A 17,128-nucleotide genomic window follows, 5' to 3' on the forward strand; every position below is an offset into this window, starting at 1 on the left:
GATCGTGCTCGCGGGCCCGAATTACTCAGGAATTGTCGGCTTCGTCGGCTGGGGCTCAGGCGACGACGATGGAGAGCAGCCGGTGGTCGGCCGGGACCGCGGCACGGAGGGCGTCGCGGGCCGACGCGTAGTCGGCGCCCTCCGCCTCGATCTCGCGCACGGCCGCTGGCCGGATGAGTGCCTTCGCGATGACCCGGCCGCCGCGAGGCATGGCGTTGTGCACCTGCACGAGGTCGAACCCCTCGGGCACTTGCTCCTCGATCAGCGCCCGCGCCGACTCCGCGTCGTCCGCTTCGGCGGTGAGCTCCCGCGTCTCGCTGCTCTGGATGAGACCGCGCACCTTCATGCTCTCAACGCTAGCGGACCGCCGGCGTCTCCTCCTGCTCGGCCCGCTCCTCCACGTGCATCTCCGGCGGAGTGCGCCGGAAGCCGCGCGTGAGCACCGCCAGGTAGACGACGCCGATGACGAGCCACCCGATCCCGAGCCAGAGTGCGGATGGGGCCGAGCTGGGTCAACAGATAGAGGTCGACCGCGGCGCCGATGATCGGCAGCACGGCGTACCTGACGACGGGACAGCCGCTGCCGTCGCCGCCACTGGCGGACGAAGTGCACGACGACGCACACGTTCACCATCGTGAACGTGAGGAACGCGCCGAAGTTGATGAACGACGTCGCCGTGTCGAGCGACAGACCGAGACCCAGCATTGCGACCGCACCGATCAGGATGAGGTTGAGCAGCGGAGTGTTGAACCGGGCGTTCAGCCGGCCGAAGAACCCGCGAGGAAGCACCCCGTCACGTCCCATCACGTACATGAGGCGGCTCGTGCTGGCCTGGATGGCCATGGCCGACGCGAAGCCGCCCACGATGACGACCAGGTTGACGATATCGGCGAAGACCTTCCCACCGACGAGCACGGACATGGCGTACGAGGCGGTGGATGAGTCCTCGAAGCTGCCGCCCGGGTGGACCAGCTGCATGACGTACGAGACGATCACGAAGATTAGACCGCCGATGATCACGGCGAGGAAGATGCCGCGCGGGATGTTGCGCTCCGGGTTGACGGTCTCCTCACTGAGAGTGCTGATCGCGTCGAACCCGAGGAACGAGTACGCCGCGATGGCCGCTCCTCCGGAGACCGCGGCGATGGTGGTGCTGTCGTTCCAGAGCGGAGCGGTGAACGAGGCCGGCGGAGCCGCCGACAGGTGGCCGATGCAGAGCACCACGAAGGCGGCGATACCCAGGCCGGTCAGCGTCATCAGCGTCTTGTTGACCCGGTCGGCGAGCACGATCCCCAGGCCGTTGACGATCGTCGTCACCACGATGTTGATCAGCAGCCAGACCCAGACCGGGACGCCCGGGAACTGCGCGTTGAGGTACACCGACTGGATGAGCCACGCCACCATCGGCAGGAAGAAGTAGTCGAGCAGGATCGCCCATCCCACCAGGAAGCCGACGTGCGGGTCGATGGTCCGCCGGGCGTAGGTGTACGCGGAGCCCGATGCGGGGTAGATCCGCGCCATCTTGCCGTAGCTGAGGGCGGTCAACGACATGGCGGCGGCGGCGATGATGTAGGCCGTCGGGGTGGTGCCGTTGCTGGCTCCGGCGATGACGCCGAAGGTCAGCATGACGATCGCCGGGGACATGTAAGCGACGCCGAACAGCACGATGGAGGAGAGCGAGAGCTTGGCGCTCAGGCGCGGCGACGTGGCGCTCATGCGGTCACCTCCGCGGTGCTCGCGACGGTCGGGGTCCAGCGCGACGACGCGAGGCGACCCTCGTACAGCGGGAGCTCGAGGTTCGAGACCTCGCCTTCGTACTGCCGCCAGGGGCGGGTCACACCTCCGCTGCCGTATCGGCGCACTGCGGCGACCTCGTCGAGGTCGATCACGTCGGAGAGCACGGTGCTCTCCGAGCTGGCCGACTCGACGCGCACGCGGCCCTGCGGGTCGGCGAGGAGGCTGCGACCGAGACCGTTCGGCGCGGCGGCGTTGACGCTGGCCACGAAGACCTGGTTCACGATGGCGTTCGCCTTGGCGATCGTCTCCTCCTGCGCCCGGTCGGAGGTCGGCGTCTGCACCAGGTTCAGGATGAGCTCGGCGCCCATCCACGCCAGGTGACGGCTGTGCTCGGGGAACCAGGCGTCGTAGCAGATGGAGAGCCCGATGCGCCTGAAGCCGTCCATGTCGAAGACGACGAACTCGTCTCCGGCGGCGACGGTCTCGTACGGCCGCCACGGGAAGACCTTGCGGTAGGAGGCGGCGCGCCGGCCCTCGGGCGAGTAGGCGGCCGTCGTGTTGTAGACACGGCCGTCCTCCCCGCGCTCGTAGAAGCTGCCGGGCACCAGCCACACGCCGAGGTCGCCGGCGAGCGCTGCGAGCGCCCGGTCACGCGGGCCGTCGAGCGGCTCGGCGAGCGCGTCGATGCGCTCGGCCGTCTCGCGCCGGCGACGCGTCGCCGAGGCCGGTGAGGTGCAGCTCGGGGTGCACGAAGAGGTGGGTGTCGGTGTGGATGCGGGTGAGGCGTTCGAGGTGGGAGGCGAAGGCTCCGATGTCGTCGAGGGTGCCGTCGGTGCCTGCACCAGAGTGCGAGGGAGAGCGGGCGGGTCATCATCAACCGGGTTCCGTCATGGCCGTAGCGGCCGTCGAGTAAATTAAACGCAATTTATATAAAGAATCGCGAGCGTGTCAACCGGCGGCGTGCGGTGTGCGACGATCGGAGGTATGGCACGGCCCAAGGAGCAGACCCGCCGGCGCGAGCAGCTGATCGCCGCGGCGTCCAGCGCCATGCTCGCTCACGGGTCCAGCGAACTCCGCCTGGCGGACATCGCCAAGGAGGCGGGGCTCACCTCCGCCTCCGTGCTGTACTACTACCCCGACGTGCGCGAGCTCTACACTGCCGTCTTCGCGCAGGGCAGCGACGAGTACTGCACGCATCGCGAGGCCCGGGTGGATGCGGCGCCCACTCCCGAGGAGAAGCTCGCCGAGTGCATCGCGTCCGGCATCCCGTGGCCTCGGTCGCGCGGCCGAGACCAGCCGCATCCTGTACGAGCTGACGCCGATCGTGCTACGCAACCCGGCGGCCGCCGCCGAGAACGGCGTCCTCATCGCGCGCCAGGCCGCACTGTACGAACGGGTGCTGCGGGCGTGCGAGGAGTCGGGGCGGTTCCGTCTGCTGCAGCCCGCGGACGTGCTCGCCCGCAGTTTCATCGCGCTCGAAGACGGCTACGGCGTCGACGTGCTCACCGGCGACCTCAGCCCGGAGACCGAGCAGCAGTGGCTGATGGACTACGCCCGCATCATGGTCGAAGCGGTCTGACCGACGACCACGAGCGGCGGTGTCACTGCGGACGCACTCCCTGCGGGTAGCCGAAGAACGATCCCGGGTCATACGCGGACTTCACCGCGCGCAGCCGGGCGTAGTTGCCGCCGTAGTACGCCTGCTGGGCATCGTCGAGATACGGATCGGGGAAGTTCTGATACGCGCGCGTCCGCGGCAGCCTCCCGGTCAGCCCGTCAAGCCAGTGGCGGTGACTCTCCAACGAAGAGGGCGGGTCGTTCTCGGCCCAGTTCACGTTGAACTGGGCGATGAACAGCGCGCTCCTATGGACGAACGCGGTCGCCTCCGGGGGACGTCGCTCACCGCTCCCCCGAGGGCGAACAGGGCGATATCGACCCCGTACGGGCTGGAGCTTCCCGGCCAGGCAAGCACGTGCTCGCAGACGGCGTCGACTCGTCATCCGAGAGCGGCGCCGCCAGAACCGTCGACGCCCCGGTGAACGGCCCTGGAGCGACGTCCTCGTTGAGGAGAACGCTCGCCTCAGCGAGGGTGACATCGCGCACGGATGCCGCGTTCTGCGATCGTTCGCTCACGGTGCCGACCGCGAGAGCGGCACCGAGCAGCTTCGTGAGTTCGCTCGCACTCCCGTAGAACTGGCCCGTGGCCGTCACCGCACTGTTCGCGCGCACCTGCTGCGACGTCGCGCCGCTCGTCTCGATCCCGATGCGCATGTGGAGGCGCCGGTCGCTGAATCCCTCCGCACACGCTCGCTGCAGCGCCGAGACCGCAGGGATCGCCGAATCGAGACTCCATCGGAAGCGGTAGTACGCGACCGTCCCGTAGTACTTGTCGTAATCGAACGTGAAGTCGAAGTGGATGCCGAAGTTGTCGCCCGCGCCCCCGCGGACGGCCCAGAACAGGTCGGCGTTGGTCGTGGCGTCGCACGTGATCCATTCGCCGTCGGCCGTGACGATCGTGGTCGCCGTCAGCCGGTCGCAGGTCAGGCCCGCCATCTTGTCGCTGAAGCCGATCCCGCCGCCCAGCACCAGTCCGGCGACGCCGACGCTCGAGCACCGGCCGGTCGGCAGGAGGATGTTGCCGAGCTCGAGATTCGGGTGCAGCAGGCCATTGGTCACGCCGGCCTCCACGACGAGCTGTCCGGCGTTCCTGTGCAGCGTGCCCGTCGAATACGCGACGCGCTCGGAGGGCTCGCCCGGGTACCAGGAGACACCGGTCAGCTGCGACATGACCAGGAGCAGCCCGGTGGTCGAGGAGTACCCGGCGTAGTTGTGCCCGAGGTTCGAGCGCGGCGTGACCGGAACGCCGTTGCCCGCCGCCCAGCGGACCGACGCACGGATGTCGTCGAGGATGCCGACCATGACGATCGCCAGCGGGCGCACGGACGAGAACTGGCGGTTGAACGGCGGGGCGACCGTCTCGTATTCGGCCTGTCCCGGTGTCAGCAGCCGGGCGGCCGGCGAGAGGATCGACGCAGCGCCTCGAGGTCCGGCTGAGCTGAAGCGACCGCACCGGCGCCCGCCGGCCGTGCCGCCACGCCCAGACCGACGCCGACCGCTGCGCCGAGCCCGGTGCGCACGAGAGTTCTTCTGTCCACGATGATCTCCGTCCTGTTATCTCTTCAGACGACGGACGGCACCGCATCATGACGGCGATCGCGATCGGATGTCCGGCCGCCTGACGGGGTGGCGTGCCTCCCGATACGGTGAGGGGATGGACTTCCTCACCCAGCCCATCGACCCGACCTCCGAGCGCGACCTCTCCGCGGGCGGACTCCGCCTGGCCTCGTCGACACGACGGACCCGGCCGCCTTCGACGGCTGGATCCGCGCCGACTTCCGTGGGTTCCACGGCGGTCGGCCGAAGGAGGAGGTGCTGGAGGAGGCGCGGCGGCTACCTGGGCGGCCGCCGGACCGCCGCCGTACTACGACGACGCCGTCCCGGCGCGCGAGCCGGTCGGCACGGTCAACTCGTGGGTGGCGCCCCTGACCGTCCCCGGCGGCGGCCGCGTCGGCGCGTGGGCGATCAGCTCGGTGACCGTCGCCCCGACGCACCGCCGCCGCGGTATCGCGCGGGCACTGCTCGGATCGGAGCTGCGCACCGCGCACGCGCTGGGCGTCCCGCTGGCCATCCTGACCGTCTCGGAGTCGGTCATCTACGGGCGCTGGGGTTTCGGACCGGCTACCTACACGACCGCGTGGTCGATCGACACCAAGCGCGTGCGCTGGGCCGGCGCCGAGACCCCGGGCCGCCTGTCCTTCACCGACCCGGAGGACTACCGCGAGACCGGCGAGGCCGTGCTCGAGGCCATGGCCGCCCGTGCGGGCGAGATCGGGCTGGAGCCGTACCTGGCCCACCGCCTGATCGGGCCGCTGAAGGGCGACCCCGACGCGGACAAGTACCGTCTCGTGCGCTACGACTCCCCCACGGGCGAGCCGGAGGGCTTCGTGTCGTACACGGTCAAGGGCGACGACGACTTCACCCGGCACACGATCGAGGTCGGCTACCTCGCGGCGGCGACCGACGAGGCGCTCACCGCGCTGTGGCGCTTCCTGCTCGAGCTCGACCTGGTGGCGACCGTGAAGGTGTGGACGCGCGGCGTCGACGAGCCGCTGCCCGCGCTGGTCTCCGACATCCGCGGCGCCAAGGTCACCGACGTGCAGGACCACCTCTGGGTGCGCATCCTCGACGTTCCGGCCGCTCTCCAGGCGCGCACGTACGAGCGCGACGGCTCACCTGGTGCTCGACGTGCGCGACGATCTCGGGCTCGCGGCCGGCCGCTTCCGTCTGACGGTGCGCGGCGGCCAGGCCGAGGTGGTGGCGACGGAGGATGCGCCCGACGTGACGCTGCCGGTCGCCTCGCTGGGCGCGGTCTACCTCGGACACGACGCCGCGCGCGGCCTCGCCATCGCGGGCCGGATCGAGGGCGACGTGGATGCGCTCGACCGGCTGTTCCGCACGGCGGTGCCCCCGCGGCTCAGCACCTGGTTCTAGCCGCACATCCCACGCCGCGGCCCCGCGGGCGCGCTGGCGCGCGGCCCCGGCCCGCCCCATCCTGCCGAGTGGTGACATCATGTCGCAACTCGGCCCGAATTCGAGCACCGAGTCACCACTCGATCGGCCGGACTCAGTCGATCAGGTCGTGACGCACCACGATCTGGTCGCGGGCGGGGCCCACACCGATCGCGGAGATACGGGCGCCCGAGAGGCCCTCGAGGGCGAGCACGTAGTCCTGCGCGTTCTTCGGGAGGTCGTCGAACGTGCGCGCGCCCGAGATGTCCTCCGTCCAGCCGGGGAACTCCTCGTAGATCGGCTTCGCGTGGTGGAAGTCGCTCTGCGAGGCGGGCACTTCGTCGTGACGCACGCCGTCGACGTCGTAGGCCACTGCCACCGGGATGCGCTCGATGCCGGTGAGCGTGTCGAGCTTGGTCAGCACGAAGTCGGTGACGCCGTTGATGCGCGCGGTGTACCGGGCGACCGGCGCGTCGTACCAGCCGGTTCGCCGCGGGCGGCCGGTCGTGGTGCCGAACTCGAAGCCGCGCTCGCGCAGGAACTCGCCCCACTCGTCGAACAGCTCGGTGGGGAACGGACCCGCGCCGACGCGCGTGGTGTACGCCTTGACGATGCCGATCACGCGGTCGATGCGGTTCGGGCCGATGCCGGAGCCGGTCGCCGCACCGCCGGCGGTGGAGTTGGAGGAGGTGACGAACGGGTACGTGCCGTGGTCCACATCCAGCATGGTCGCCTGGCCGCCCTCGAAGAGCACGTACTTGCCCTCCTCCAGCGCCTGGTTGAGCAGCAGCGAGCTGTCGACGACCATGGGACGCAGGCGCCTCGGCGTAGGTGAGCAGCTGCTCGACGACCTCGCTCGACCGTGATGGCGCGGCGGTTGTAGACCTTCACCAGGAGGTGGTTCTTCTGGTCGAGGGCGCCCTCCACCTTCTGGCGCAGGATGTTCTCGTCGAAGAGGTCCTGGATGCGGATGCCCACGCGGTTGATCTTGTCGGCGTAGGTGGGGCCGATGCCGCGGCCGGTGGTGCCGATCTGGCGCTTGCCGAGGAAACGCTCGGTCACCTTGTCGATGGTGCGGTGGTACGAGGTGATGACGTGCGCGTTGGAGCTCACCTTGAGACGGAGACGTCGACGCCGCGCGCGATGAGCGCATCCAGCTCTTCGAAGAGCACCTCGATGTCGACGACCACGCCGTTCGCGATGACCGGCGTGACGCCCTCGGTCAGGATGCCGGAGGGCAGCAGGTGCAGCGCGTACTCTCGTCGCCGACGACGACCGTGCTGCCCGGCGTTGTTGCCGCCGCTGAACTCGACGACGTAGTCGATGCGGCTAACCAGGACGTCGGTCGCCTTGCCTTTGCCTTCGTCGCCCCACTGGGCGCCGATGATCACGATCGCGGGCACGTTGAGTCCTCTCGATGGATGGAACGCCCGGCGCCACGCGTGACGACCGTTGCACTCGATCCTATCGCGACCCATGAAGTTGCACACGAGCGTGCAAGAAGGGCGTACACTGGACGCGTGCCCACTTCGACCACCGCGCACCGCGCCGCGACGCCACCGCGAACCGCGAGGCGATCCTCGCTGCGGCCGCCGTCGCCCTGAACGAGGACATCGACGCCTCTCTCGAGAGCATCGCCGCGCGCGCCGGTCTCAGCCGTCGCGCCGTCTACGGCCACTTCGCCACGCGTGACGAGCTCCTCGTCGAAGTCTTCACGCGCGGCGCTCGACGGCTCGCGGCGCTGCTCGACCCGGTGTCGCATCCCGACCCCTGGTCGAGATCGCCCTCTTCGGCGCGACGCTGTGGGCCGAAGTCGAGCACGTCCGGGTGAGCGCGGCCCTGGCCGTGCGCGGTCCGCACCGCCAGCTGGTGGGCACCGCGCTCGACCCGGCGCGCGAGCGCCTGCGCGATACGGTGCGGCGCGGGATGGAGTCCGGCCGCATCCGGACCGACCTCGACCGCGAGACGGTCACCCGGCTCATCGAGAACGCGGCCGTGTCGGTGCTCGACGAGGCCACCCGCGCCGGGCTGACGCCCGAGGCCGGCCACCGGCTGGTCATGCTGGCGGGGCTCGGAGCCGCGGGGATGGGATGGCGCGAGGCCGGAGAGCTGATCGCATTCACCCCCGAGCTGGCGTTCGGCACGGGACGCCGGCACCCGTGACGGCGCGCCCGTCGGCGGCGCGGACGAGGGGAGCCGTCGATGAAGGTCGTCCTCGACCAGGTGGCCAAGGGAGCGGCCCTGCCGGCGACCTCCGCCGCCTTCGAGAGCGGGCGCGCCTCCCTCGCGCGCGCCGAGACCGAGCAGCGGCCGACCGTGCTCGGGCCGATCGCGTCCGGGCGGATGCGGCCCGACGACGGCAGCGTCACCTCGACGGCACGACCGACTACGGCGCGATGCGCCGACGGATCGCCCTCATCGACGCGCCCGACGTCTCGGAGCCCACCGCCGACGTGACCGTCTCGGGCATCGTGGCCGAGGAGCCTCATGTTCGCCGGCTACGGGCCTCGCATCCCCTCGCGGTCAGCCGGATGCTGCGCGAGCTGAACGCGTCCGAATGGGCGCGATACGCGATCGGCACCGTGCCGCCGACCGTCCGCATCCGCCTGCTCGCCGAGCTGGCGCTGCTGCGGAAGGGCGCGGACGGTCTCAGCTGCGTCGTCGCCTCGACCGCCACAGCGGCGACCCTGTCGAGCGGTGGCGGCTCGCCCGAGAGCTCGCAGGTCGCGGCATCGCGGTGCTCGTCGTGGCGGGGGACGCCTCCGCCGCGGCCACATCGCCGCCTCCCTGGTTTCGCAGCGCATGGACGAGACCGGACCTCAGACCTTCGACGAAGACCCCGGCCGGGATGACACCGACGATCTCCTCGGACCTGATCGTCACCGACCCCTACGTCACCGACCCCTACGTCACCGACCCCTACGTCACCGACCCCACCGAGGATGGCGCATGAAGATCCTGCAGACGATCGCGGCGGAGTTCCGCCGCCTGACCGCCAGCCCCATGTCCATCGTGGCGCTCATCGCCCTGATGCGCTGTTCCGGTGCTGCTACGGCGGCCTGTACCTGTGGGCGAACCAGAACCCGTACGCCCAACCTCGACCTGCATCTCACGCACGCCATCGTCGTCGACGAGCCACCGGCGCGACGGTCGACGGTTCGCCGGTGAACTACGGCGACGACGTGGCGGAGCAGCTGGTGAAGGACGGTTCGTTCCAGTGGGCACCGCGTCGCCTCGGGCTCCGCGGCGCGCGGCGTCGACGACTCCAAGTACGACTTCAGCATCACCTTCCCGAAGGACTTCTCCTCCGCGCTGGCGTCTGCGCCTCGGCAGCGCTCCCCGCACCGCGCGATGCAGCTGACGCTGACCACGAACGACACGAACAGCTACCTCGCCTCCACCATCGGCACCCAGGCAGCGGAGAAGATCCGGCACCTCCATCGTCAAACAGGTGAACGAGCAGGCGGCGAAGCAGTTCCTCATCGAGGCTCGCCGACATCCGCTCGAACCTGGTGACCGCCGTCGACGGCGCGAACGAGCTCGTCGACGGGAGCGCGTCCGCCCAGTCAGGGCGCCGCCCAGCTCGCGGACGGAACGGCGCAGCTTGCCTCCGGTTCACAGGAGCTCGCGGGCAAGCTGGGCGAGCTGGCATCCGGATCGCAGCAGCTGTCGAGCAAGCTCGGCGAGCTCGCCTCCGGTGCGCAGCAGGTCAGCGACGGCGCCGCCCAGGTGGCGGCCGGCAACCGTCAGCTGGCGGCACAGGCCGACCAGGCCTCCGGCGGCCGCGCAGCAGATCGCCACGGCCGCGCCGGCCTGCACAGCAGGACCTTCTGAACCGGCTCACCGCCGCCGGGCGACGCCCGGGCAGCTCGCGCAGGTGAAGGCGGTGCTCGGCGACCTCGACACCAAGGCCCAGGCGGCGAACGGGCGGATCCAGGGGGCGGTCGGCCAGATCCACCAGCTGTCGTCGGGCGCGGACCAGGTCGCGAGCGGCGCCTCCAGGTCGCGGACGGGTCGCGGCAAGCCGCGGCCGGCGCGTCGCAGGTCGCGAACGGGGTCGCAGCAGGCCGCGGCCGGGGCGTCGCAGCTGGCGTCCGGCGCCTCCTCCGCCCGCGACCGGCGCCGCACAGCTTCGGGATGGGCTCACCACCCTGCACGACGGAACCGTTCAGCTGCGCGACGGCCTCAGTCGGGCGTGGACCGCATCCCGGACAACTCCCCCGCACTGCAGAAGAAGCAGGCGTCGACCATCGCCGACCCGGTGAACCTGAAGAACGACTCGATCACCTCGGCGGGCACGTACGGCGCCGGCCTCGCGCCCTTCTTGCGTGGCGCTCGCGGCGTGGATCGGCATCTACGCGCTGTTCCTCATCGTGAAGCCCGTCTCGCGCCGCGCGATACGGCACTGCATTCGCCGATCAAGATCACGCTCGCGGGCTGGCTCACGCCGGGCCTGCTGGGTGCCATCCAGATGATCGGGCTGTTCGCGATCGTCGCCGGTGCGCTCGGCTTCCGCATCGACGATCCGCTCGGGATGTTCGGGATGATGGGACTGGCGTCCGTCACCTTCGCCGCGATCATCCTCACCCTGAACGTCTGGCTCGGCAGCGTCGGGCGGTTCCTCGGCCTCGTGCTCATGGTGCTGCAGCTGGTGACCGCGGGCGGGACGTTCCCGTGGCAGACGCTGCCCGGGCCGCTCGCCGCGCTGCACCATGCGCTGCCCATGTCGTACGCCGTTGACGGCATCCGCTAGCAGCCATGTACGGCGGCAACCCCGCGACGGCGTGGGCGGATGCGGGAGTGCTCGCCCTGTGGATGCTGATCGCGCTGCTCCTCGCCGCGATCGGCGTCACCCGGATGACGCACTTCCGCACCCTGCGCAGACCTGCGGCCCTCGCTGATCGGATAGCGCGGGGCACCCCTGGTGGGCGGGCACCCGCTGGCGATAGTGTGACGCCCACCAGCACCGATCGACAGGAGGACGGACCATGGCCGATCTCGAGGTCCAGGCGGCTCTCGCGCAGGCGCGACAGGCGGCGAGTGCCGCGAGCTACGACATCCAGAAGCTCCCCGAGGATTCGATCGAGCGCCAGGCGCTGCACAACCTGATCACCGCGGTCGACTCCCTCATCGAGGCGCTCGACACCGAGTGACGCCGCCGCGAGTGGCGACATCTGGTCACCACTCGGCCGGGATTCGAGCCACGAGTCACCACTCGTCGCCGCGGACGCCCGCCCGCCGCGGCGACGGCGGGAGCGACGGTGGCCGGCGCTAGGGTGGCGGCGTGACCGATACGCTGCGCATCCTGCACCTCTCCGACACGCACCTGTACGGCGACGGACGGCTGCACTACGGCATCGTCGACACGCTGGCCGGGCTCGACCGCGTGCTGGCCCGGGCGGGCAGCCTGGCCGAGGTGGATGTGGTGGTCGCCAGCGGCGACCTCTCCGACGACGGCACGGCCGCTTCGTACCGCCGGCTCAAGGCGACCCTCGACCCCTGGGCGGAGCAGCGCGGGGCCCGGGTGGTCTACGCGATGGGCAACCACGACCTCGCCGACGGCTTCCAGGAGGTGCTCGGCGCGCCCGAGACCGTGACGGAGATCCGCGGTTTCCGCGTCGTCACCGTCGACACCAGCGTGCCGGGCGCCGGCTACGGCCGGGTGTCGGATGCGCAGCTCGAGCGCCTGCGCGAGGTGCTGTCCCAGCCTGCCGAGCACGGCACCGTCGTCGCGCTGCACCATCCTCCGGTCCCGCCGAGCACTGTGCTGTTCGAGCCGCTGCGGCTGGTCGACCCGGAGCCGCTGCTCGACGTGTGCAGCGCAGGGGATGTGCGGCTCATCCTGGCAGGGCACTTCCACCACGGGCTGGTGACCGAGGCCGGTCCTGGGGGCATCCCGGTCGTCGTGGCGCCTGCCGTCGCGAAGCCACGACCGACGTGCCGTGGCCGCCTCCGCGCGAGCGGGCCGTGCGCGGCGCGGGCTTCGCCTGGGTGCGGCTCCCCGCCGACGGACCGGCGCGCGCCGAGCTGGTGACGGCGCCCGCGCCCGACGACGGTGCCACGGTGTACGACCTGGATGCGGCCGCAATCCGGCGGATCGCCGACGATGCGGGGTGGCGCGGATGAGCCCCGACTCCGGCTACTCCCGGCACCCCGCTCTGGAAGAAACTGGGCCTCAAGCCCGGGATGCGCGCGCAGGTGCTCCACGCCGACGCCGGGTGGCGCATCCCGCTCGACGACGGTCCGGAGGTGGAGTGGACCGACGCTGGGCCGGCGGGCTGCATCCTGGCGTTCTACCGGTCGGCCGACGCGTTCCTCGCGGAGCTCGACGACCTGGGCGAGCGCATCCGCCCCGACGGGATGCTGTGGGCGGCATGGCCGCGGAAGGCGGCCGGGCACGTGAGCGACCTGAACGAGAACGTCATCCGCGATGCGGCCCTCTTACGCGGCCTCGTCGACGTGAAGGTCGCCGCCGTCGACACCGACTGGTCCGGCCTCAAGCTCGTCTGGCGGCGCACGAACCGCTGACCCAGCGCTGCCCTCAGCCGAAGGGGACGTGCTGTGTGATCCAGGTGTGCATGGCGATCGCCGCCGCAGCCGACGCGTTGATCGACCGCGTGGAGCCGAACTGGGCGATCTCGACCACCGCATCCGCCGCCTCCAGCGCCGCCGCCGACAGCCCGGGTCCCTCCTGCCCGAACAGCAGCACGCACCCCGCGGGAGCGCGAAGGTCTCGATCCCGACCGATCCGGGGACGTTGTCGATCGCGATCACCGGCAGTCCCTCGCCGCGCGCCCACGCCACGAACCCGTCGACGTCGTCGTGGTGCACGACGTGCTGGTAGCGGTCGGTCACCATGGCGCCCCGTTGTTCCAGCGGCGGCGGCCGATGATGTGGACGGTGTCGGCGGCGAAAGCGTTCGCGCTGCGCACGATCGACCCGATGTTCATGTCGTGCTGCCAGTTCTCGATGGCCACGTGGAACGGGTGCCGGTGTTCGTCGAGATCGGCGACGATCGCCTCCATGCTCCAGTACCGGTAGCGGTCGATCACGTTGCGGGTGTCGCACGTGCCGGAGCAGTTCGGCGTCGTAGCGCGGGTCGTCCGGCCAGTCGCCTCGGCCAGGGTCCGACGCCGTTCGTTGGTCAGCTCGTGCGTCGGGTTCGGCGTCTCGTCCACGCCCTCCAGCGTATCCACCGGGCGCGCCGGGCCCTCACCGCTGCACGGCCCCGGCCCCTAAGCTGGACGCATCCGATTCCCGGCGAAAAGGAGTCCAAGCGCGACGCGTCGCGACGAGATCGAGTGCTGGCTCACCGACGATGGACGGCGTTCTCGTGCACGAGAACCAGGCGCTCCCCGGGGCGTCGGACCTCATCCAGCAGCGGCGCGACCAGGGAACGCCGTTCCTGGTGCTGACGAACAACTCGATCTTCACCCCGCGCGACCCGGCGGCGCGCCTGCGCACCTCCGGGCTGGATGTGCCCGAGGAGTCGATCTGGACGTCTGCCCTCGCCACCGCGGACTTCCTCAAGTCGCAGATGCCCGGCGGCAGCGCCTACGTCATCGGCGAGGCGGGGCTCACGGCGACCGCGCTGCACGAGGCCGGCTTCATCATGACCGACACGAACCCGGACTACGTGGTCGTCGGCGGGCGCGCGGCTTCTCCGCTTCGACGCGATCACGCAAGAGCGATCCCGCCCGATGTCGGCAAGGGCGCGCGCTTCATCTCCGCGAACCCCGACCCGACGGGCCCGAGCGCCGAAGGCCTTCGCCGCCGGCGACGAGGAGCGGTCACCGCCCTGATCACCAAGGCCACCGGCCGCGACCCGTACGTGGTCGGCAAGCCGAACCCGATGATGTTCCGCTCGGCGATAGAACCGCATCGGCGCGCACTCCGAGAACACGGCGATGATCGGCGACCGGATGGACACGGATGTCGTTGCGGGCATCGAGGCCGGTCTTTCACACCGTCCTCGTGCTCACCGGCATCAGCGACCGCGCCGAGATCGAGCGGCACCCGTTCCGCCCGGACGAGGTGCTGAGCGGCGTGGACCAGCTGCTCGCGCGGGAGCCGCTCGAGACCGAGCTCTGAGGCCGCGCGGCCGGGGGATGGACGATGGACGACTTCGCGCACATCCGATCGGCGATCGCCTGGCGCGCGCGCACCGCGTGGACGCGTTGCGCGAGGAGCATCCGCTGACGACTTCACTACTTCGGGCTGTGGACGTCGCCGGTGGCGCACCGGCCTGCCCCCACGGCGTGCTCGGAGCAGGGGCTGCTGCGCGCCGTCGAGGAGCACCGTGCCGACGGCGTCGGGGTGGATGCGGACGCGCTCCGGTGGGCCGTCAACGCGTCGCCGTACGACCTCTTCGGCGACGAAGCCTTCGCCGAGCTCGAGCCGCTCTTCGAACGGGTGGGCGACCCGTACGACCGTTCCCGGGAGGAGAACGAGTCGCTGTTCGAGGCGATGGTCGGCGCGCTCGCGGACCTCGATGCGGAGGGCTTCTTCGGCACCGGAGCGCGGCGCGACACGGTCGTCGTGAACGTCACGATGCCCGCGCACGAGCGACCGCGCGACGCGATCGAGTCGGCGCGGCGGCTGAACCCGCCGAGCGCGCTGGTGCGCTACGAGGCGGACGCCCTGTCGGCGCGGGACGAGTAGCCGCGGTTCAGGACGGACCGGGACCGGCGACCGACGAGGTCAGCGGCTGCCCGCTGGAGCGGTTCGCGAAGCAGTAGTACGACCGCTGGCCGTCCTTCCACTGCTGCTCGGTCGCCGGATACGAGCCGATGACCTGCAGGTCGGGGTAAGCGCCCGCGGCGGCGCAGGTCGACGATGCCGCCGGCCGTGCACACCCCGGGCATCTGCTGGGCCAGCGCATCCGCACCGGGGTAGGGCGCGGCCGGGTCGGCGGAGAGCACGTTCGTGTACAGCAGCTGGGCGGTGTGCGGCGCGGCGCAGTCCACCACGGTGAACTCCTCGGCCCAGACGGAGGTGAAGGGGCTGAATGCACTCCCCGCCGCCGAGCGCATCCCACGGGTGGACGCCCGGGCCGACGGCCGCGGCGGGCTTCGGCGTCACCGTGGGGACGGGGGCGGGCGTCGGGCTCGCGGACGCCTTCGCCGCGGTCGCGGTGGGCACGGTCGTCGGCTGCGGTGCGGGCTTCTGCCCGCCGACGAGCGAGGGGATGCGCGTGCCGAGCGCGAACAGGCCGATCAGCACCAGCACGACGGCGAGGGCGCTGAGGGCCAGCAACAGGATGCGGTTGTTGCGGTTTCCCCAGAGGCCCGAGCCGCCCGTGCCCTGCGGCGGCACAGGCCCGGCGGGTGCGGCCGGCACTGCGGGTGCGGCGGATGCGGCGGGTGCGGCGGGTGCCGGGGCTGCCGTCGCGGTCACCGGTGGGAGCTCAGCCGTGGGCGCGGGAACCGCGGCGGCGCCGGTAGCCAGCGGGGTGAGAGACGGGCGGTGCGGTGCGGCCGTGACCGATCGAGTGTCTCGGGAGTCCTCTGCAGCGGTCGGAGGCAGGGAGAAGGCCACGGTCGCGGGCAGCTGCGGGCCCTCGAGGTCGGCCGCAGGCTCCGGCTCGGGGCGGAAGCGGTCATCCTCGGCCTCGGCCTCGTCCTCGGGCTCGGGCTCGTGGACTTCCTGCTCCTCGCCGACGTCTCCGAAGAGCGCGGCCAGGCCGTCCGCCTCGTGCTCGTCCGTCTCACCCGGCTCGGCGTCCGCCGGTGCGGCGTCGAACGGCTCGGGAGACGACGCGGCCGCGATGCTCTCCGCGTCGATGGGGCTCGTCGCCGGCGACGGCGCGGCGCCGAGGGCCAGTTCGGCCTCGGCGGCCGGGATGGCGGGCTGCGAGGGCAGCACGACCTCCGGCTCCCTCGCGTCCCGCTCGCAGCAGTGCCGCGATCTCGGCGGCGTCCAGCGCCTGCGTCGGGGTGTCGGTGGTCGGTTCGACCAGAGCCTCCGCATCCACCGGCGGGAGCACCGGCGGGGCCGGCTCACGGGTGCTCGGCGCCTCGAACGCCGAGGTCGACGGGTTCAGGGCTGAGGGGACGATGGGGATGACGCTCGTGGTGTCGCCGATGACCGACCGGCCGGACGGAGCGCTGGGCTCCGGCTCGCCGAAGGCCGAGCAGCGCGGCGAACCCGTGGCTCTGCTCGGGCTCGGGCGGGGCGGCGGGCAACGGGTCGAAGATCGTGCGCGGCGGCTCCGGCTCGGCGGGCGCCTCGGGTTCGGGCGCCGGGATGACCCAGGAGGCGGGCGAGGGCGCGATCGGCTCCGGTTCCGGTTCCGGTTCCGGTTCGGGGGCGGCCTCCACAGAGGAATGCTCGACGGGCACGGGCACGGGCACGGGCGCCGGTGCAGGCGCCGGAGTCTCATCCACAGCCGCGGCAGGCGCGACAGGCTCCGCCACCGGCCGCGGCACGCTCTCCTGCGGCTGCTCCAGCTCCGGCTGCGGCTCCGGCTCGGGCGCCGCCTCGGGCACGAGCGGATCTCCGCCTGCCCCGGGAGTCAGATTCCACGAGAACGAGACCGGGAACTCCGACGCCGGCTGCACCTCGGCCGGCGTCTCGTCCTCGACCTTCAGCAGGTCGTCGAACGCCCCGGCATCACTGCCCGCATGCGGCTGCGCGGGGAACTGCTGCAGGCTCGGCCGCAGGCGGTTCCGCACGGACGGGCTCAATCACCACGGGCTCCGGGGCCGCCGGCTCAGCGGCCGGAGGCGCCGGCGGCTCCTCCGCGACGGGGCGACGGGCGCCGCCGGCTCTCGCCGACCGCTCGATCCGCCGGCCGCCGGTCAACTGCTGGAGCAGCCAGTC

The 17,128-nt window shown here is 71.4% G+C and carries 19 protein-coding genes and 6 pseudogenes; 16 read left to right on the forward strand and 9 right to left on the reverse strand.

What is annotated here, in order from left to right; all coding sequences use genetic code 11:
• Positions 1-55 precede the first annotated feature (55 nt).
• Together ACRAWC_RS20420 and ACRAWC_RS20425 are read right to left on the reverse strand one after the other, a co-directional pair.
• A complete protein-coding gene (locus ACRAWC_RS20420) occupies positions 56-1,717 on the reverse strand; it encodes an APC family permease (protein WP_431349514.1) in 1,662 nt (553 codons plus the stop codon).
• A complete protein-coding gene (locus ACRAWC_RS20425) occupies positions 1,714-2,580 on the reverse strand; it encodes a carbon-nitrogen hydrolase family protein (protein ID WP_431349515.1) in 867 nt (288 codons plus the stop codon). The genes ACRAWC_RS20420 and ACRAWC_RS20425 overlap by 4 nt, the downstream gene beginning before the upstream one ends.
• A gap of 371 nt (positions 2,581-2,951) precedes the next feature.
• On the opposite strand from ACRAWC_RS20425, the gene ACRAWC_RS20430 reads away from it, so the two are divergent.
• Positions 2,952-3,317 carry a hypothetical protein gene (locus ACRAWC_RS20430; protein ID WP_431349516.1) on the forward strand — a complete coding sequence of 122 codons (366 nt, stop codon included), beginning with the start codon at positions 2,952-2,954 and terminating at the stop codon, positions 3,315-3,317.
• A gap of 22 nt (positions 3,318-3,339) precedes the next feature.
• Here ACRAWC_RS20430 and ACRAWC_RS20435 read toward each other — a convergent pair whose 3' ends face one another.
• From ACRAWC_RS20435 to ACRAWC_RS20445, 3 genes are all read right to left on the reverse strand, one after another.
• Positions 3,340-3,573 (reverse strand): BBE domain-containing protein, encoded by a 234-nt coding sequence (locus tag ACRAWC_RS20435; protein WP_431349517.1) that lies wholly within the window; start codon positions 3,571-3,573, stop codon positions 3,340-3,342.
• A 64-nt stretch (positions 3,574-3,637) separates the two neighbouring features.
• On the reverse strand, positions 3,638-4,678 hold the full coding sequence (locus ACRAWC_RS20440; protein ID WP_431349518.1) for an FAD-binding oxidoreductase: 1,041 nt from the start codon (positions 4,676-4,678) through the stop codon (positions 3,638-3,640).
• A 59-nt stretch (positions 4,679-4,737) separates the two neighbouring features.
• A complete protein-coding gene (locus tag ACRAWC_RS20445; RefSeq protein ID WP_431349519.1) occupies positions 4,738-4,893 on the reverse strand; it encodes a hypothetical protein in 156 nt (51 codons plus the stop codon).
• 378 nt (positions 4,894-5,271) lie between these two features.
• Between ACRAWC_RS20445 and ACRAWC_RS20450 the strand changes: the two genes are divergently transcribed.
• Positions 5,272-6,441 carry a GNAT family N-acetyltransferase gene (locus ACRAWC_RS20450; RefSeq protein ID WP_431349520.1) on the forward strand — a complete coding sequence of 390 codons (1,170 nt, stop codon included), beginning with the start codon at positions 5,272-5,274 and terminating at the stop codon, positions 6,439-6,441.
• On the opposite strand, the pseudogene ACRAWC_RS20455 reads toward ACRAWC_RS20450, so the two are convergent.
• Positions 6,423-7,710, reverse strand: a pseudogene (locus ACRAWC_RS20455) (adenylosuccinate synthase). The gene ACRAWC_RS20450 and the pseudogene ACRAWC_RS20455 sit on opposite strands and share 19 nt — an antisense overlap.
• 230 nt (positions 7,711-7,940) lie before the next feature.
• On the opposite strand from ACRAWC_RS20455, the gene ACRAWC_RS20460 reads away from it, so the two are divergent.
• The 12 genes and pseudogenes from ACRAWC_RS20460 (at position 7,941) to ACRAWC_RS20515 (ending at position 12,835) form a co-directional block, all read left to right on the forward strand.
• Positions 7,941-8,138 (forward strand): TetR/AcrR family transcriptional regulator, encoded by a 198-nt coding sequence (locus tag ACRAWC_RS20460; protein WP_431349962.1) that lies wholly within the window; start codon positions 7,941-7,943, stop codon positions 8,136-8,138.
• The gene (locus ACRAWC_RS20465; RefSeq protein WP_431349521.1) at positions 8,135-8,470 is read left to right on the forward strand and encodes a hypothetical protein; all 336 of its coding nucleotides are present in this window, start codon (positions 8,135-8,137) and stop codon (positions 8,468-8,470) included. The genes ACRAWC_RS20460 and ACRAWC_RS20465 overlap by 4 nt, the downstream gene beginning before the upstream one ends.
• Positions 8,471-8,509: 39 nt before the next feature.
• Entirely contained in the window at positions 8,510-8,764 is a 255-nt protein-coding gene (locus ACRAWC_RS20470; protein ID WP_431349522.1) for a hypothetical protein, read from the forward strand.
• Positions 8,704-9,159: a hypothetical protein gene (locus ACRAWC_RS20475; RefSeq protein ID WP_431349523.1), complete on the forward strand. Its 456-nt coding sequence runs from the start codon at positions 8,704-8,706 to the stop codon at positions 9,157-9,159. Before ACRAWC_RS20470 ends, ACRAWC_RS20475 begins: the two co-directional genes overlap by 61 nt.
• 97 nt (positions 9,160-9,256) lie before the next feature.
• Complete coding sequence (locus ACRAWC_RS20480; protein WP_431349524.1) at positions 9,257-9,475, forward strand: hypothetical protein; 219 nt, start codon at positions 9,257-9,259, stop codon at positions 9,473-9,475.
• Positions 9,476-9,901: 426 nt separating this feature from the next.
• Positions 9,902-9,967 (forward strand): annotated as a pseudogene (locus tag ACRAWC_RS20485) (hypothetical protein); the annotation flags it as partial.
• Between the two features lie 6 nt (positions 9,968-9,973).
• On the forward strand, positions 9,974-10,141 hold the full coding sequence (locus tag ACRAWC_RS20490) for a hypothetical protein (RefSeq protein WP_431349963.1): 168 nt from the start codon (positions 9,974-9,976) through the stop codon (positions 10,139-10,141).
• A gap of 311 nt (positions 10,142-10,452) precedes the next feature.
• Positions 10,453-10,572 (forward strand): annotated as a pseudogene (locus ACRAWC_RS20495) (hypothetical protein); the annotation flags it as partial.
• Positions 10,569-11,060 (forward strand): YhgE/Pip family protein, encoded by a 492-nt coding sequence (locus ACRAWC_RS20500; RefSeq protein WP_431349964.1) that lies wholly within the window; start codon positions 10,569-10,571, stop codon positions 11,058-11,060. The pseudogene ACRAWC_RS20495 and the gene ACRAWC_RS20500, both read left to right, overlap by 4 nt.
• Positions 11,061-11,295: 235 nt before the next feature.
• A complete protein-coding gene (locus tag ACRAWC_RS20505; protein WP_431219154.1) occupies positions 11,296-11,460 on the forward strand; it encodes a hypothetical protein in 165 nt (54 codons plus the stop codon).
• A gap of 131 nt (positions 11,461-11,591) precedes the next feature.
• The gene (locus ACRAWC_RS20510) at positions 11,592-12,341 is read left to right on the forward strand and encodes a metallophosphoesterase (RefSeq protein ID WP_431349525.1); all 750 of its coding nucleotides are present in this window, start codon (positions 11,592-11,594) and stop codon (positions 12,339-12,341) included.
• A gap of 152 nt (positions 12,342-12,493) precedes the next feature.
• Complete coding sequence (locus ACRAWC_RS20515; protein WP_431349526.1) at positions 12,494-12,835, forward strand: DUF3052 family protein; 342 nt, start codon at positions 12,494-12,496, stop codon at positions 12,833-12,835.
• 13 nt (positions 12,836-12,848) lie between these two features.
• On the opposite strand, the pseudogene ACRAWC_RS20520 reads toward ACRAWC_RS20515, so the two are convergent.
• Positions 12,849-13,485: pseudogene (locus ACRAWC_RS20520) on the reverse strand (TrmH family RNA methyltransferase).
• A gap of 70 nt (positions 13,486-13,555) precedes the next feature.
• Between ACRAWC_RS20520 and ACRAWC_RS20525 the strand changes: the two are divergent.
• Positions 13,556-14,398 (forward strand): annotated as a pseudogene (locus ACRAWC_RS20525) (HAD-IIA family hydrolase).
• A gap of 123 nt (positions 14,399-14,521) precedes the next feature.
• A pseudogene (locus ACRAWC_RS20530) lies at positions 14,522-14,968 on the forward strand (DUF4303 domain-containing protein); the annotation flags it as partial.
• A 39-nt stretch (positions 14,969-15,007) separates the two neighbouring features.
• Here the strand turns inward: ACRAWC_RS20530 and ACRAWC_RS20535 are convergent.
• Together ACRAWC_RS20535 and ACRAWC_RS20540 are read right to left on the reverse strand one after the other, a co-directional pair.
• Positions 15,008-16,171: a hypothetical protein gene (locus ACRAWC_RS20535; RefSeq protein ID WP_431349527.1), complete on the reverse strand. Its 1,164-nt coding sequence runs from the start codon at positions 16,169-16,171 to the stop codon at positions 15,008-15,010.
• Positions 16,172-16,305: 134 nt separating this feature from the next.
• Positions 16,306-16,980 (reverse strand): hypothetical protein, encoded by a 675-nt coding sequence (locus tag ACRAWC_RS20540; protein ID WP_431349528.1) that lies wholly within the window; start codon positions 16,978-16,980, stop codon positions 16,306-16,308.
• Positions 16,981-17,128: the final 148 nt, after the last annotated feature.

It is taken from the genome of Leifsonia sp. L25 (assembly GCF_050632895.1).